General features: G+C 44.9%; 14 protein-coding genes. 5 read left to right on the top strand and 9 right to left on the bottom strand.

Annotated elements, in window-relative coordinates; translation table 11 throughout:
• Nucleotides 1-1,232: 1,232 nt before the first annotated feature.
• The gene (locus IEW93_RS15075) at nt 1,233-1,412 is read right to left on the bottom strand and encodes a hypothetical protein (protein WP_188740129.1); all 180 of its coding nucleotides are present in this window, start codon (nt 1,410-1,412) and stop codon (nt 1,233-1,235) included.
• Nucleotides 1,413-1,772: 360 nt separating this feature from the next.
• On the bottom strand, nt 1,773-2,180 hold the full coding sequence (locus IEW93_RS15080; RefSeq protein WP_188740130.1) for a GFA family protein: 408 nt from the start codon (nt 2,178-2,180) through the stop codon (nt 1,773-1,775).
• 166 nt (nt 2,181-2,346) lie between these two features.
• Between IEW93_RS15080 and IEW93_RS15085 the strand changes: the two genes are divergently transcribed.
• Nucleotides 2,347-2,586 (top strand): type II toxin-antitoxin system ParD family antitoxin, encoded by a 240-nt coding sequence (locus IEW93_RS15085; protein ID WP_188740131.1) that lies wholly within the window; start codon nt 2,347-2,349, stop codon nt 2,584-2,586.
• Entirely contained in the window at nt 2,586-2,879 is a 294-nt protein-coding gene (locus IEW93_RS15090; RefSeq protein ID WP_188740132.1) for a type II toxin-antitoxin system RelE/ParE family toxin, read from the top strand. The genes IEW93_RS15085 and IEW93_RS15090 overlap by 1 nt, the downstream gene beginning before the upstream one ends.
• 79 nt (nt 2,880-2,958) lie before the next feature.
• On the opposite strand, the gene IEW93_RS15095 is transcribed toward IEW93_RS15090, so the two are convergent.
• The 7 genes from IEW93_RS15095 to IEW93_RS15125 all read right to left on the bottom strand — a co-directional run bounded on the left by IEW93_RS15095 (nt 2,959) and on the right by IEW93_RS15125 (nt 10,678).
• Nucleotides 2,959-3,852 (bottom strand): NAD-dependent epimerase/dehydratase family protein, encoded by an 894-nt coding sequence (locus IEW93_RS15095; RefSeq protein ID WP_188740133.1) that lies wholly within the window; start codon nt 3,850-3,852, stop codon nt 2,959-2,961.
• Between the two features lie 138 nt (nt 3,853-3,990).
• Nucleotides 3,991-4,227, bottom strand: coding sequence for a hypothetical protein (locus IEW93_RS15100; RefSeq protein WP_188740144.1), 237 nt, complete (start codon nt 4,225-4,227; stop codon nt 3,991-3,993).
• Nucleotides 4,228-4,434: 207 nt separating this feature from the next.
• Entirely contained in the window at nt 4,435-6,147 is a 1,713-nt protein-coding gene (locus tag IEW93_RS15105; protein ID WP_188740134.1) for an amidase, read from the bottom strand.
• A 78-nt stretch (nt 6,148-6,225) separates the two neighbouring features.
• Nucleotides 6,226-7,338, bottom strand: a complete 1,113-nt coding sequence (gene aguA, locus IEW93_RS15110) for an agmatine deiminase (RefSeq protein ID WP_188740135.1) — start codon at nt 7,336-7,338, stop codon at nt 6,226-6,228.
• 391 nt (nt 7,339-7,729) lie between these two features.
• Complete coding sequence (locus tag IEW93_RS15115; RefSeq protein ID WP_188740136.1) at nt 7,730-8,563, bottom strand: sulfurtransferase; 834 nt, start codon at nt 8,561-8,563, stop codon at nt 7,730-7,732.
• A gap of 51 nt (nt 8,564-8,614) precedes the next feature.
• A complete protein-coding gene (locus tag IEW93_RS15120) occupies nt 8,615-9,031 on the bottom strand; it encodes a VanZ family protein (RefSeq protein ID WP_188740137.1) in 417 nt (138 codons plus the stop codon).
• A gap of 150 nt (nt 9,032-9,181) precedes the next feature.
• Entirely contained in the window at nt 9,182-10,678 is a 1,497-nt protein-coding gene (locus IEW93_RS15125) for an aldehyde dehydrogenase (RefSeq protein ID WP_188740138.1), read from the bottom strand.
• A 347-nt stretch (nt 10,679-11,025) separates the two neighbouring features.
• On the opposite strand from IEW93_RS15125, the gene aptA reads away from it, so the two are divergent.
• Genes aptA through IEW93_RS15140 form a run of 3 tightly spaced genes read left to right on the top strand, consistent with a single transcriptional unit; the run spans nt 11,026 to nt 14,294 of the window.
• Nucleotides 11,026-12,378, top strand: a complete 1,353-nt coding sequence (aptA, locus tag IEW93_RS15130; protein WP_188740139.1) for an omega-aminotransferase AptA — start codon at nt 11,026-11,028, stop codon at nt 12,376-12,378.
• Between the two features lie 29 nt (nt 12,379-12,407).
• Nucleotides 12,408-13,907 carry a CoA-acylating methylmalonate-semialdehyde dehydrogenase gene (locus IEW93_RS15135; RefSeq protein WP_188740140.1) on the top strand — a complete coding sequence of 500 codons (1,500 nt, stop codon included), beginning with the start codon at nt 12,408-12,410 and terminating at the stop codon, nt 13,905-13,907.
• 9 nt (nt 13,908-13,916) lie between these two features.
• Nucleotides 13,917-14,294 carry a cupin domain-containing protein gene (locus IEW93_RS15140; protein WP_188740141.1) on the top strand — a complete coding sequence of 126 codons (378 nt, stop codon included), beginning with the start codon at nt 13,917-13,919 and terminating at the stop codon, nt 14,292-14,294.
• The last annotated feature ends 213 nt before the right edge of the window (nt 14,295-14,507 follow it).

The following is a 14,507-nucleotide window of genomic DNA, read 5'->3' on the forward strand; positions in this document are numbered from 1 at the left end:
TTAACTTCGTCTGAGTGTTCTTCAGCCTTATTCGTAAATGCTAACGCTTCAGATGGGGCGTCCCTTCCCCTCCAAAGCTAGCCAGACATCCATGTCTGGACTCACGTCATTTTCTTCAACGGCCTCAAGTTCAGAGTTGAATTTTGGCATTTCAAGCTGAAGCTTCTAACGCATTTATGGACAAAGCTTATTTGCTACTTTCACATCATCCAACTCTAACGTCGTCACGTTAATGCTCTTGAGCCGGGACCCAGGTGTTTTACTTTTTATGGTTTTCGGCCACTAACACTTCAGGCTGCAATTCCACCCTGAACGGCCAAATACGGCGTCGTCCCGGCAATGCTCTTGAGCCGGGATCCAGGTGTTTGTTTTACCACTAGGTATCAATACTCAAATGAAATCACTTCTATGACACGCGGTAAACCCATCCCTGGGCGCTCTGCGAAAACATCCATGTTTTCGAAGGTCATAGCCGCGATTACATCCGCCGTATGGTTGTCTACGATGCAACCTTGTTTGTTCTGAAAAATTTGACGTATTTATGGACAAAGCTTATTTGCTACTTTCACATCATCCAACTCTAACGTCGTCACGGTAATGCTCTTGAGCCGGGACCCAGGTGTTTTACTTTTTATGGTTTTCGGCCACTAACACTTCAGGCTGCAATTCCACCCTGCACGGCCAAATACGGCGTCGTCCCGGCAATGCTCTTGAGCCGGGATCCAGGTGTTTGTTTTACCACTAGGTATCGATACTCAATGAAATCACTTCTATGACACGCGGTAAACCCATCCATGGGCGCTCTACGAAAACATCCATGTTTTCGAAGGTCATAGCCGCGATTACATCCGCCGTATGGGTATCTTCGATGCAACCTTGTTTGTTATTTAAAGACTTCACGCATTTCTGGATAGGGATGTTTTATAACATTTAACTCAAAGAAACTAAGGTTTTAGGTATCGATACACAAATGAAATCACTTCTATAACACGCGGTAAACCCATCCATGGGCGCTCTACGAAAACATCCATGTTTTCGAAGGTCATAGCCGCGATTACATCCGCCGTATGGTTATCTTCGATGCAACCTTGTTTGTTACTGAAAAATCTAACGCATTTATGGACAAAGCTTCTTTGCCACTTTCACATCATCCAACTCTCACGTCGTCCCGGTAATGCTCTTGAGCCGGGATCCAGGTGTTTTACTTTTTATGGTTTTCGGCCACTAACACTTCAGGCTGCAATTCCACCCTGAACGGCCAAATACGGCGTCGTCCCGGCAATGCTTTTGAGCCGGGATCCAGGTGTTTGCTTTACCACTAGGTATCGATACTCAAATGAAATCACTTCTATGACACGCGGTAAACCCATCCATGGGCGCTCTACGAAAACATCCATGTTTTCGAAGGTCATAGCCGCGATTGCATCCTCCGTATGGTTGTCTTCGATACAACCTTGTTTGTTATTTAAAGATTTGACGCATTTATGGGCAAAAGCTTGAAAACTAACTTCTTGTCGTCTCAACTCTAACGTCGTCACGGTAAGGCTTTTAAGCCGAGCAAAATATGGCCACCCAACCCAACTGGTTATTAAAAGCACTAGGTAATGCCTTTGGAATCCTAAAAATAGCTATTTTTCAATAACAAGAGAATTTCTACAGTCTCAACGGATCTGTAATAGGTGTTTTTGTGGAACCTAGTTTGGGGGAAAGTGGCGAAGCCATCCTAAACGAAATGTATGCAAAAAAGCCCTTTTGACAGCCTTGTTAAAGTGTTACTTGGGAAAGCCACTGAAGCTCTCAGCCTTAAATCCCGATTTTAACCAACATGCCTCTTCAGAGGTAAATATGTTGGCCTGTGGTGCCATAGTTGGCAACTCATTAAGAGAACCTGCTGGCACAATTAATGAGGTTTTTGTTTTATTTATAAAAGGTACAGCTGAGCCACACACACTGCAAAAGGACTTTGAAAATTCCCTTGTCTCATGTTCATATTCAGTCACTTTCTCTTTACCCGCCAACCACTGAATATTATCAGGTTCAGTGAAGATGTTTGAAGCAAAGGCTGAGCCAGTTAGTTTCTGACATTGTTTGCAATGGCATTGATAGAACGCTTTAAAGTGATTCTCAACAGAAAACTTTACTGCTCCGCAAAGGCATTCTCCAGTTAATTTTTTACTCATTGATCATTCGTCCTATATTTCATCGGTGCCTTAAGCGGTGAGTAATTGCTGGCTAAAGGAAACGACGACGCAGCAAAAAGCCGACTGTTTTTTGTCCGTTTAATTGCCTTGTTATATTTTTAGTACCATAATCCAATATATATTGGTACTGCAAAGGTTTTACATTATGGCTAAGAATACAAGCGTAACATTAGGCGAACATTTTGATCAATTTATAAATCAGCAACTTAAATCAGGTCGTTATGGCTCAGCAAGTGAAGTTGTGCGTGCTGGTTTACGAGTTTTAGAAGATCAAGAAACAAAGATAATGAATTTACGCAATATGCTAACTGAAGGTGAAAACAGTGGCGTTACAGATTACTCGTATGATTCTTTGATTTCAGAGCTGGACCAAGATAGCCACTAATGTCGAAATTCGAATTATCAGGTAAAGCTAAAAGCGATTTAATAAAAGTAGCCAAGTATACTCAGTTAACTTGGGGAACAGCACAGCGAAATGATTATTTAAAACTGTTAGATAATACTTTCCATCAATTAGCCGATGAACCTATGCTGGGAGTTAATTGTGACTATATAAGTGAAGGTTATCGAAAACAGCCTCAGGGTAGTCACATAATTTATTATAAAGAACATAAAACAAACCAAATTTTAATTGTAAGAATATTACACAAAAGTATGGATGTTAACCGCGCTCTCTGAAATATAACGCCCCAAACAGCGCTGACATACACGTGCGATGTTTGAGCGTAAGCGAGTCGGCACGCACATTGAATCCGACTTAATTGCTTTGTTTGCGTGGTTTCAACATTGGTAATACTTCTGCTGTTTCGGTATCTAGCATTTCCAAAACGCTTTCAAAACCATGTATGGGTGACCAACCTAATTTGTCATGTGCGGACGATGAATCATACACACGGTCTAAGCTTTGAGGTAATTGCCAATTTCTTTGTCTAAATGCTAAGGCGATTTCAGGGCACTTACGTTTGATGACAGATCCAGCTTCAGTATATAGAGCTTGGCAATCAGAAAGATGAAAAGGTGTTCTACCTGAGATTATAAAACGATTAAAACCACTTAAGCGTTTTTCCGCAGCACATAAATGAGCATTTGCTACATCACGAGCATCAATACCACGAGTCAGACGAAATACTGCCATTAAATCCGCAGGCTCAGGAAAGCACCTCGACATTTGCAGCACAGTCACTGGAAGCTGAAACAGCTTTGAAATTTCTTCTAGCTTAGTTTCAGCAGCAATTTTACTTTTATGATAAATCGACTTGGGTTGCGGAGTAACTTGTTCATTAACCCAACCAGCAATACCTTTAGGCGTCGAAGCATAACCGTACAACGCAGTTGTACTGGTAAAAATAAAGTGCTTAATACCTGCTTTTACGCCAGCCAAAGCCAGTTTCTCAGTTGCGTCTACGTTGATTGATTGAAACTCTGAATCAGGCACTAAGCCAACATGAGGAGCATGAAGAGCGGCGGTATGAATGATCACATCAATATTTTCAAGAGCCCCACCAATCAGAGCACTATCACGAATATCACCAATGTAATCAGCTGTTGAGCACGGCGTTTTATCAATGCCGACTACGTCATGTGTTCGCATTAATTTAATATAGATTGCACGCCCTACTCTACCCGCAGAGCCTGTTACCAATATTCTCATTCACGGCACCTTACTAATTATTGACATCAAAGTAGCTAACGCCCGCGTCAACTGCCGGAGGCTACTGGCGCCTTTTGTGCGGCTTTTTTCACAAAAGGTGGCTGTGGCCGGAGATCAGATTGCACGAGCTTGTTAGACTCACTCACTTACATTCTCTTTTGCTTTTGTCTTATGAAAGAGAATCAATGCAGCTATAGTAGACACGCCCAGCACAAACATCATTTTAATTCGTTGGTCTTTCAGTTTTGCATTCAGATCTTCATTGTCATCCATATATAAAATGAAATCATCCATACTATCAAATAGCAGTTCACTTTTTTGCTTGGGTGTTCGACCCTCTAGCCAGTCGATGCCGTTAACATGATGGATAAACATTGAGTTTCTCGGTAATTCTGATGCGAAGATTTTAACATTATCGGGGAAGTACGTAGTAGAGATTTAGTCATTGCGTGCAATTTACGCTCTAGGCCAATTTTAAAAATCTAAATTTCAATATCTTAAAACAACCAAGTGCTAATGTTAAAAAACGGGATTAACTCATGCAAGCTAATCCCGTTTTGCTATTGTGCAAAGCACTTAAATTTAACGCTGATGACCTAGCACGGGTGTGCGTGGCGGTATAACACGTTTGTTACCCGTAGCCTCAAATGCACCGGCAAACTTGAGTAAGTTATTGTCGTCATAGGCTCGGCCTGCAAAGGTTAACCCAACAGGCATGCCAATATCGGCCATAATCCCCATTGGCACGGTTACCGTGGGTACGCCTAAATGACGGATAGCAAGGTTACCGTTAGCCACCCAGATACCGTTGCTCCAGGCGATGTCAGCAGATGCAGGATTAACATGCGCATCGGCTGGCCCTACATCGGCCACTGTTGGAAATAACACGGCATCAAGCTTCAGTTCGTCCATCCAGTCTTCTAAATCGAGCTTACGGGTTTTTTCTAAGCCGCGCAGACCATCGGGTACACTGTCGATTTGGTTATACGACTTAAGCCCTCTTTTGGCCATGTTGACGTACTCATCCATGCCTGCTGCAAGGTCGCCCTCACGGTTTGGCAAAGTGCCTAGATCATGTGGAAATATCAAATGGCCGTTTACATCAGCTAATTTGTTCAGTTTAGGGTCATTGTTGGCTCGCAAAAACTCATCAAAAGCCCAACCAGATAATGCCCAAAGCTCATCTTCAAGAAACTCTGGAGACACAATGCCGCGGTTAAATACCGTCGGAGCGCCAGGGCGATCGCCTTCGCAGTTAGACACTAACGGAAAATCGACTTCAATGACCTCTGCGCCAGCCGACTCAAGCGCCTTGCGGGCAGCTTCCCATAAGTCGATAACCGAAGCACGAGTATGAATACGTTGGCCAGTTGGGCCACCAATACCCGGATTTTCACTCGTGCCAGCCAACTCATCTTTATTAATGTACATACGCGGCACACCAAAGCGCTTGCCTTTGAGCGAGTCGGCACCGGCGGCAAGGTCTAAATAAGATGACGGGCGCACAGCTGATGCTTTAGGGATCTCAACCCAAGGTTGCAGACGCCATAGATCGCCGCGAGTGATAGGGTCGTCTGCCACAATAACATCGAGCACTTCAAGCATGTCAGCCATAGTACGAGTGTAAGGCACTACAACGTCCATAGTAGGGGTTAATGGCCAATTACCGCGTACTGAAATAACCCCTCGAGATGGGGTGTAGGCACATAGACCATTGTTTGATGCAGGCCCACGACCGCTTGACCATGTCTCTTCTGCTAAACCAAACGCAGAATAACTCGCCGCAGTCCCTGTGCCGGCACCGTTAGATGAGCCTGAAGCAAAAGGAGCGGTAAGATAATTAGCATTGTATGGGCTTTCGGCGCGGCCGTAATGACCACGCTGCATGCCACCATTTGCCATAGGCGGCATGTTAGTTTTACCTAAACAAATCGCACCCGCTCCGCGCAAACGCTCAACGGCAAAAGCATCGTATTGAGCAAGCAAGTCTTTAAATGCTGGGCTGCCAGATGCTGCAGTCAACCCTTTAACTAAGTAGCTGTCTTTAGCCGTGTAAGGAATACCATCAAGCGGGCTAAGGGGTTCACCACGCGCACGGCGGGCGTCAGATTCTTCTGCTTCCTTGAGCGCATCAGGATTACGAACCACCAGCGCATTGAGCTTGGTTTCTGTTGCTGGGCCGTCATATGCATCTGCCCGGGCAAAATAAGACTTCACCAACTCAACCGCCGTGGTGCGGCCAGATTCGAGGGCTGCACGCAACTCGGCAATAGAAACCTCAGTGACTTCAAACATGTTACGACCTCTCCTTGAAAGCCAATTGTGATGAAACAACAGTGACATAATGGGTCATTGCGTTCTCCTTGGGTTTACTTATTTTCCAGAGGGGATTTGTTGAGTAATACAATGGATATTACCGCCACCTAATAAAATCTCACGGGCAGGCACACCAACAATGTCATACTCAGGGAAAATCTCTTGTAATTTTTGTGCCGCAATATCGTCAGTTGCAGGGTCAAGTAGCGGGAACACAATACGATTATTGGTAATTAAAAAGTTCGCATATGAACCAGCTAAACGCTCACCTGCCATACGCGGTACACCAGTACCCTGTTCAACCCCTTGTGCTTCTTCTTCTGTGCAATACAAAGGGCCTGGTTGTGGCAATAAATGAATTTTCAGCTTACGGCCTTGTGCATCGACAGTGTTTTGCAAAATATCGAGCGCAGCTTTTGAACGAGGATATTGCGGATCGTTTTGATCATCGGTCCAATGTAAAATCACTTCACCTGGGCGAGCAAAACAACACATATTATCGATGTGTCCGTCGGTTTCATCCATGTATACGCCATCGGGTAACCAGATAAATTGCTTTACATTTAAATAGTCAGACAATAATGCTTCTATCTGCTCACGGCTCAAATCTGGGTTGCGGTTACTGTTAAGTAAACACTCAGCAGTGGTCATGCAGGTGCCTTCACCATCAACATGAATAGAGCCACCTTCAAGGATCAGCGGCGCTTGATAGCGCTCAAAACCATGCTGCTTTATCATTTGCTGCGCAACGAGTTCGTCTTTATCCCAAGGAAAATATAAGCCGCCGTTATGGCCGCCCCAGGCATTAAAACCCCAATCGATTCCACGACATTCACCTTTGTCATTAACGACAACGGTTGGGCCTGTATCGCGGGCCCAACAATCGTTACTGTCTATTTCGACTAGGGTAACGTGAGCAGGCATGACTGTTTTAGCCTCTGCTAAAAATGCCTTAGGCACCCCCATGAATACGGGAGTCACTGCGCCTATCGCATCGGCTACTTTGGCAAATGTTGCCTGAGCATAAGCGCCTGCAGAGCGCCAGTTATCAGGGCGATATGGCCAAAGCATCCACACAGCTTGTTGCGCAGCCCACTCGGCTGGCATGCTAAAACCATCCTGTACAGGCTTAGTGGTTAACTGCGTGGCTTGCATAGTCACGTTTGTCATGAATTTTGTCTCCAGTAATGCTTAAAACTATAAAGGTGTGCGCCACTGCGTGGGCGCAAAAATTGAAATACACCAAACATTAATCAAATGAATCAATCGAATTTCCGCATTTACCACGCGGGTCTAAGCCACATTAACGCATCCTACTAGAAGTCGCTTAGCGTTTTAAAAATACAGTTGCATATCATATCATTTAAGGCGGCTTACACTAAATAGTTGTGTGCCAAAATGGGTAGGCTAAAACAGGCGATACAGCATTAATACCACCACAAATAGCCAAGATGATATTAAGCAGATGTGGCTAACCTTGGTTTATACCAGCGAGGTTTTGCAAAGAGGGAGATAACAAGCCAAAAGCGCCCTCTTTGCACTCAACACTATTTACAAATACTTACTCGATTGGCAGCGTGGCATCACCGCCCCATACCGCCCATGAACCATCGTATAATGCGGCTTGGTGATGGCCTGCAACATAGGAGGCTAAAATCAAAATACATGCAGTGATACCAGAGCCACAACTAAACACCCGTTGGGCATTATTGCTGGTATCAAGGTTGGCAAAAATGGTGTGTAGCTCTTTAGTCGACTTCATTTTAAAGCCGCTTAGCACCTGGGCAAACGGTAAGTTTAACGAGCCAGGAATATGCCCACTGCGCATACCAACACGCGGCTCAGGTGATGTGCCATTAAAACGCCCTGCTGCGCGAGCATCAATAATATCCACATTAGCGTGGCCAAGGTGAGTTAATACAAATTCGGTGTCGCATACTTTATGTTGCAATAAACGCCCTTTTATATCGCCAGCCTGAGTTGGGCTGGCAAATTGGCGAACCGTGTCTTTACCTTCAGCGCGCCACTGCGGCAACCCGCCATCAAGCACAAACACTTTTTCAAATCCCATGGCTTTAAACGTCCACCAGGCGCGAGGGGCAGAATAGATCCCCTGATCATCGTAAATCACCACTGTGCTGTTATGAGTAATACCCAATGTTTTAGCCGCCTCGGTAAATTGTTCAGGCGTTGGCATGGCATGGGTTTGCGGTGAGTGATGCTCGAAAAAAAGCTTATCCAGTTGGCATGATATTGCACCAGGTATAACGTATAGCTCATCATAAACAAGGGGCTCTTTACCTAATACAACTTCCATGCTGGCATCGAGTATAACGAGATCGGGATCTTCAAGATGTAACGCCAGCCAATCTGTGGTCACTAAAGGAGAATTCACATTAAACCTCTCTATTAATTACGATAAAAACTCAACCCAATTAACCCTAACTCAGGCAGCAACACCTCGCTTTTTGTCGAGGATACCTTGAGTTAAGCCACTTAAATAACTAAATAAAATAATCCCAACTGCATCGGCAGCTAAGTCGATGATGTCTAACGTTCTTGATGGAATAAAGCCCTGACTAATCTCTTCAAACAGAACAAATATTGACACTAGCACAGCACCGTAATAAAGCGGAATACGTCCAAGCGTAAAGTGTCGACTCTGTAACGCTAAATTGGCCACAAAAGTTAACAGTCCAAATAACAGCATATGGCCCAGTTTATCGCCATATGGAATGTGGCGGATTAAATCAAAAAACATACTGTGGCCACCAGTGTTGGCTAAATAAATGATCCAAATGATAAAACAGAAAAAAATCACTGCTACCGCGAGTGATAATCGAGAAAATTGAGTATGGGTCATGTCGCATCATCCATGCATAACGGTTGAAGTTTTAGATAAGGATCGAAATTTGAGTCTACGCGAATACAACAAAAAGAGGCGTTAATTTTACTTAATAAAAAAGCCCTTTATTGCTAAAGGGCTTTGTTTACATCACAGGCAGAATGATGACTATAAAGCAATCCAGGTCGCTTTGATTTCGGTGTATTTGTCAAAGGCATGTAATGACTTATCACGGCCATTACCCGACTGCTTATAACCTCCGAATGGTGCTGTCATGTCGCCGCCATCGTAATGGTTAATCCACACCATACCACTACGTAACGCCTTAGCGGTTTTATGCGCCTTACTTAAATTTGATGTCCACACCCCTGCGGCTAAACCGTAAATGGTGTCGTTGGCAATCTTAATTGCTTCGTCCATGCCATCAAATTCAATAACCGATAATACGGGGCCAAAAATCTCTTCGCAGGCAATGCGCATGTCATTTTTAACATTACTAAAAATGGTTGGCTGTACATACATACCGCCGGTGTCAGACATCACCTGCTTACCGCCATCAACCAAAGTAGCACCTTGCTCACTACCGGCTTTAATGTAATTAAGTACATTAGTTAACTGTTGCTGATCAACCATCGCGCCACACGTGGTTTTGGGGTCGAGCGGATGTCCGGGTTGCCAGCCTTTTAATTCGTCAATAATCAGTTTAATTAACTCGTCTTTAACGCCCGACTCCACTAATAATCTAGAGCCTGCGGTACAAACTTCACCCTGGTTAAACGCAATGGCCACTGCGGCAGCTTCTGCGGCGGCTTTTAAATCTGGCGCATCGTTAAACACTATATTGGGGCTCTTGCCACCAGCCTCTAACCACACGCGCTTCATGTTCGACTCGCCAGCGTAAATCATTAATTGTTTTGCAATTTTAGTTGATCCAGTAAACACTAAGGTATCTACGTCCATGTGTAAGGCTAATGCTTTACCCACGGTATGACCAAAACCGGGTAACACATTTAATACGCCTGCTGGGATCCCCGCCTCTAGGGCTAACTGAGCCATACGAATGGCCGTTAATGGCGACTTTTCTGATGGCTTTAAAATAACACTGTTACCGGTTGCCAGTGATGGGCCTAACTTCCAACATGCCATAATCATGGGAAAATTCCATGGAACAATCGCAGCAACCACTCCCACGGCTTCGCGGGTGATCATGCCAATCTCGTTATGTGCAGTAGGGGCTATTTCATCGTAAACTTTGTCGATTGCTTCACCAGACCAACGAATGGCCCGCGCCGCGCCCACAACATCAACGCCTTTTGAATGCTGAATGGGTTTACCCATGTCTAGGGTTTCAAGTAGTGCGAGTTCGTCGGCATTGGCTTCGAGTAAATCAGCAAATTTTATCATGACTTGCTTACGCTTAACCGGCGGTAAATTTGCCCAGGTACCGGCTTCAAATACCTCGCGAGCTTTGGCAACAGCTAGATTGGCGTCTTCTAAATCACAACTGGCCACTTTGGCCAGCAATCTACCATCAATTGGGCTAATGCAATCAAACGTTTCGCCAGACGCAGCAGATTGATATTGACCATTAATAAAGGCATTACCATTAATTTGTAAGCTGGCTGCCAGTGCTTCCCAATCGCTACGACTTGTTGGAGTACTCATTGTGACCTCGAAATAATATATAGATTGATAAGCACCGCGCCATGTGATGCTAAACAAGAATGCAGTGCCGAGTTATACCAATCAGCAATCTCTGATCACTTATTTATCCTGATTGGTATTAAATAGCGCTATTGCGCACAACACCTTACTGAATATTGTCATCTGATTATGCTTAACAGCAAGAGATTTTCAATATATTTTACACAATCGCCCTATTTAGTTTAAATAAATGCACAAAACACTTTTACGTTCATTATTTTTGACATAGCATAGCAAATATTCATCACTCATTATTTAACCAGTATGCGGTGAATAAACCATTGTAGCTACCAATTTAGAGTCAAAATATGAGCGAATATCAGCAAAATGGAACCGGCGAACCATCGCAAATAAGACCTAACATGGCCCATTTTTGGATGCCATTTACCGCAAACAAACAATTTAAAGCAAATCCACGCTTGTTAGTGTCGGCCCAGGGAATGTATTACACCGACATTGACGGCAATAAAGTGCTCGATGCAACAGCAGGATTATGGTGTTGTAATGCCGGGCACGGTAGAGCAGAAATCTCTGAGGCGGTCAGTAAGCAAATAATCCAGATGGACTATGCACCTTCCTTTCAAATGGGTCATCCATTGGCGTTTGAACTCGCACATAAACTCAGTGAAATGAGCCCTGATGGCCTGGACCATGTGTTTTTTACCAATTCTGGATCAGAGTCTGTTGATACGGCCCTCAAAATGGCACTTTGTTATCATCGAGCCAATGGTCAAGCAAGCCGAACACGCTTTATTGGCCGCGAGTTAGGCTACCACGGTGTTGGTTTTGGCGGAATTTCTGTTGGTGGTATCAGTAATAACCGTAAAACCTTTAGCCAGCAACTTCTGCCCGGTGTAGATCACCTACCTCATACCCTCGACATTGCCAACAACGCCTTTAGCCATGGCCTCCCGCCGCACGGTTTAGATAAGGCCGACGTGCTTGAGCAGCTCATTACCTTACACGGCGCTGAAAACATTGCCGCCGTCATCGTTGAACCCATGTCTGGTTCTGCCGGGGTTATTTTACCTCCACAGGGATACCTTAAACGCCTGCGCGAAATCACCCAAAAGCACGGTATTTTATTAATATTTGATGAAGTCATTACCGGCTTTGGCCGTGTGGGAGCCGCTTTTGCCAGTGAGCGCTGGCAAGTCACGCCAGACATTATCACCACCGCCAAAGCCATAAACAATGGCGCGATCCCAATGGGCGCAGTGTTTGTCAGCAATGCCATTCACGACACCTGCATGGCAGGCCCAGACGAGTTAATTGAGTTTTTTCATGGTTACACGTATTCCGGCCACCCCGTTGCCGCAGCATCAGCACTAGCCACCTTGTCTATTTATGAAAACGAAAAGCTGTTTGAACGCGCAAAAAGCCTCGAAGCTTACTTTGAGCAGGCAGTACATAGCCTCAAAGGCTTGCCCAATGTGATTGATATTCGCAACACAGGCCTGGTTGCCGGTATTCAATTTGCCCCAAGTGATAAAGGCGTGGGTAAACGGGGCTACGCCATATTCGACCATTGCTTTAGAAATGGCGCGCTAGTGCGCGCAACGGCAGATATCATTGCCCTATCGCCGCCATTAATTGTCGAAAAATCACACATAGATGACATGGTCAATCAACTTGCCGACGCCATCATCGCAGCCGGATAAGCCATTAAATACCGATAAGGACAGAGTTCATGCTTACCATCAGCCATTATGTTAATGGGCAATGCACCCAAGCTAGTCAGCGCACGCAAACGATTTACGACCCAGCAACAGGGGAGGCTCGCGGCCAGGTGTCGCTAGCAAGTCAGGCAGAAGTAGCCGCTGCTATTGCTGTTGCTAAAACCGCGTTTGACAGTTGGTCACAAGTTACCCCGCTTAATCGCGCTAGAGTGTTATTTAACTTTAAAGCGTTAGTTGAGCAGCATGTCGATAAGTTAGCAGAACTGATTACCCTAGAGCATGGCAAAGTGCTTGATGACGCCAAAGGCGAAATTACCCGCGGGCTTGAAGTGGTTGAATTTGCCTGTGGTATTCCGCACTTATTAAAAGGCGAACACACCCAACAAGTCGGTGGCGGCGTTGACGCATGGTCGGTTAATCAAGCATTAGGTGTTGTGGCCGGTATTGCGCCATTTAATTTCCCGGTAATGGTACCTATGTGGATGTTCCCGATTGCTATCGCCTGCGGCAACACCTTTATTATGAAACCGTCTGAAAAAGACCCTAGCTCAGTCATGTTTATTGCTGAATTACTCAAACAGGCAGGTTTACCTGATGGAGTGTTTAATGTCGTCAACGGCGATAAAGAAGCGGTCGATGCCCTGCTCACTCACCCAGATATTAAAGCCGTGAGTTTTGTAGGCTCTACCCCAATTGCCGAATACATCTACACCACGGCATCTGCTCACGGTAAACGAGTGCAAGCATTGGGCGGAGCAAAAAATCACATGTTATTAATGCCCGATGCTGATTTAGATCAAGCTGTTAATGCACTAATGGGTGCAGCATATGGTAGTGCGGGTGAACGTTGTATGGCCATTTCTGTCGTGCTGGCGGTGGGTGATATGGGTGACAAACTGGTCGATAAATTATTACCGCAAATTAGCGCCTTAAAAGTGGGAAGTGGCATCACACCAGAAATGGACATGGGGCCACTAATTTCAGCGCAGCATTTAGCCAAAGTTCGCCGCTACGTTGAAGCCGGTATTAATGAAGGGGCAACATTGCTGGTCGATGGGCGCGATATTAGCATTAACGACCATCAGCAAGGTTACTTTTTAGGAGCCTGCTTATTTGACCATGTCACCCCGCAAATGAGCATTTACCAGCAAGAAATTTTTGGCCCTGTGCTGGCCATTGTGCGAGTAGACAATTATGCCGACGCATTAGCACTCATTAATCAGCACGAGTTTGGTAATGGCACGGCCATTTTCACTCAAAGTGGTCAGGTTGCACGGCATTTTTGCCATCATGTTGAAGTCGGTATGGTTGGGGTAAACGTGCCAATCCCTGTGCCAATGGCCTTTCATAGCTTTGGCGGCTGGAAACGTTCACTATTTGGGCCGCTACACATGCATGGGCCTGATGGCGTGCGTTTTTATACTAAGCGTAAAGCCATTACCGCCCGTTGGCCACAAGCGAAAATCGACAGTAACGAACCATCGGCCTTTATTATGCCGACCATGAAGTAAGTGAGCATCATGAATAAATACATCAGCGATATCACCCTATTTAGTGGCCAATCTACCGAGGTTGAGTCGTATTACTTAGCCGATGAAAAACATATCACAGGTAACCCACTTCAGTCGGTACAAAATCATTTCGAAAGTCCCTGCAAACAATTTAATGTTGGGATATGGCAAAGCGAAGCTGGCAGTTGGAATGTAAATTACAGCGAATATGAATATTGCGACATACTCGAAGGTAGCAGCATGATCACCGACAGCCAGGGCAAGAGTTTAACGGTTAAAGCTGGCGATAAATTTGTTATACCCGTGGGCTTTATTGGCACGTGGGAAGTGATTGAACATTGTAAAAAAATCTACGTAATGTTTGAGCAGCAACCTGCACAAACATAACGTTTAACCGCCATGCGGTACAGACAAAACCTAAGTATGAGTTTTGCTTCTGATATGTGGCATACGCAGTGGCTAAAAATCATCAATACTAGTACTAATTCCATTTAATTCTGACTGTTTAAAAACTTATAAGCTCGGTTGAGTTTCGACCGGGCGTTATCTACATCAAACATCCAATTAATACTAGCCTTCTCGTTATTCCTGGTTGTTTCC

Source organism: Shewanella inventionis (assembly GCF_014641855.1).
Classification (GTDB): Bacteria; Pseudomonadota; Gammaproteobacteria; order Enterobacterales; family Shewanellaceae; genus Shewanella; species Shewanella inventionis.

What these genes read in the sequence shown, in the direction of transcription:
- IEW93_RS15095 (WP_188740133.1), bottom strand. Translation starts at nt 3,852, where the DNA reads ATGAGAATATTGGTAACAGGCTCTGCGGGTAGAGTAGGGCGTGCAATC.
- IEW93_RS15125 (WP_188740138.1), bottom strand. Translation starts at nt 10,678, where the DNA reads ATGAGTACTCCAACAAGTCGTAGCGATTGGGAAGCACTGGCAGCCAGC.
- aptA (WP_188740139.1), top strand. Translation starts at nt 11,026, where the DNA reads ATGAGCGAATATCAGCAAAATGGAACCGGCGAACCATCGCAAATAAGA.
- IEW93_RS15135 (WP_188740140.1), top strand. Translation starts at nt 12,408, where the DNA reads ATGCTTACCATCAGCCATTATGTTAATGGGCAATGCACCCAAGCTAGT.
- aguA (WP_188740135.1), bottom strand. Translation starts at nt 7,338, where the DNA reads ATGACAAACGTGACTATGCAAGCCACGCAGTTAACCACTAAGCCTGTA.
- IEW93_RS15080 (WP_188740130.1), bottom strand. Translation starts at nt 2,180, where the DNA reads ATGAGTAAAAAATTAACTGGAGAATGCCTTTGCGGAGCAGTAAAGTTT.
- IEW93_RS15120 (WP_188740137.1), bottom strand. Translation starts at nt 9,031, where the DNA reads ATGACCCATACTCAATTTTCTCGATTATCACTCGCGGTAGCAGTGATT.
- IEW93_RS15105 (WP_188740134.1), bottom strand. Translation starts at nt 6,147, where the DNA reads ATGTTTGAAGTCACTGAGGTTTCTATTGCCGAGTTGCGTGCAGCCCTC.
- IEW93_RS15090 (WP_188740132.1), top strand. Translation starts at nt 2,586, where the DNA reads ATGTCGAAATTCGAATTATCAGGTAAAGCTAAAAGCGATTTAATAAAA.
- IEW93_RS15140 (WP_188740141.1), top strand. Translation starts at nt 13,917, where the DNA reads ATGAATAAATACATCAGCGATATCACCCTATTTAGTGGCCAATCTACC.
- IEW93_RS15075 (WP_188740129.1), bottom strand. Translation starts at nt 1,412, where the DNA reads ATGACCTTCGAAAACATGGATGTTTTCGTAGAGCGCCCATGGATGGGT.
- IEW93_RS15085 (WP_188740131.1), top strand. Translation starts at nt 2,347, where the DNA reads ATGGCTAAGAATACAAGCGTAACATTAGGCGAACATTTTGATCAATTT.
- IEW93_RS15100 (WP_188740144.1), bottom strand. Translation starts at nt 4,227, where the DNA reads ATGTTTATCCATCATGTTAACGGCATCGACTGGCTAGAGGGTCGAACA.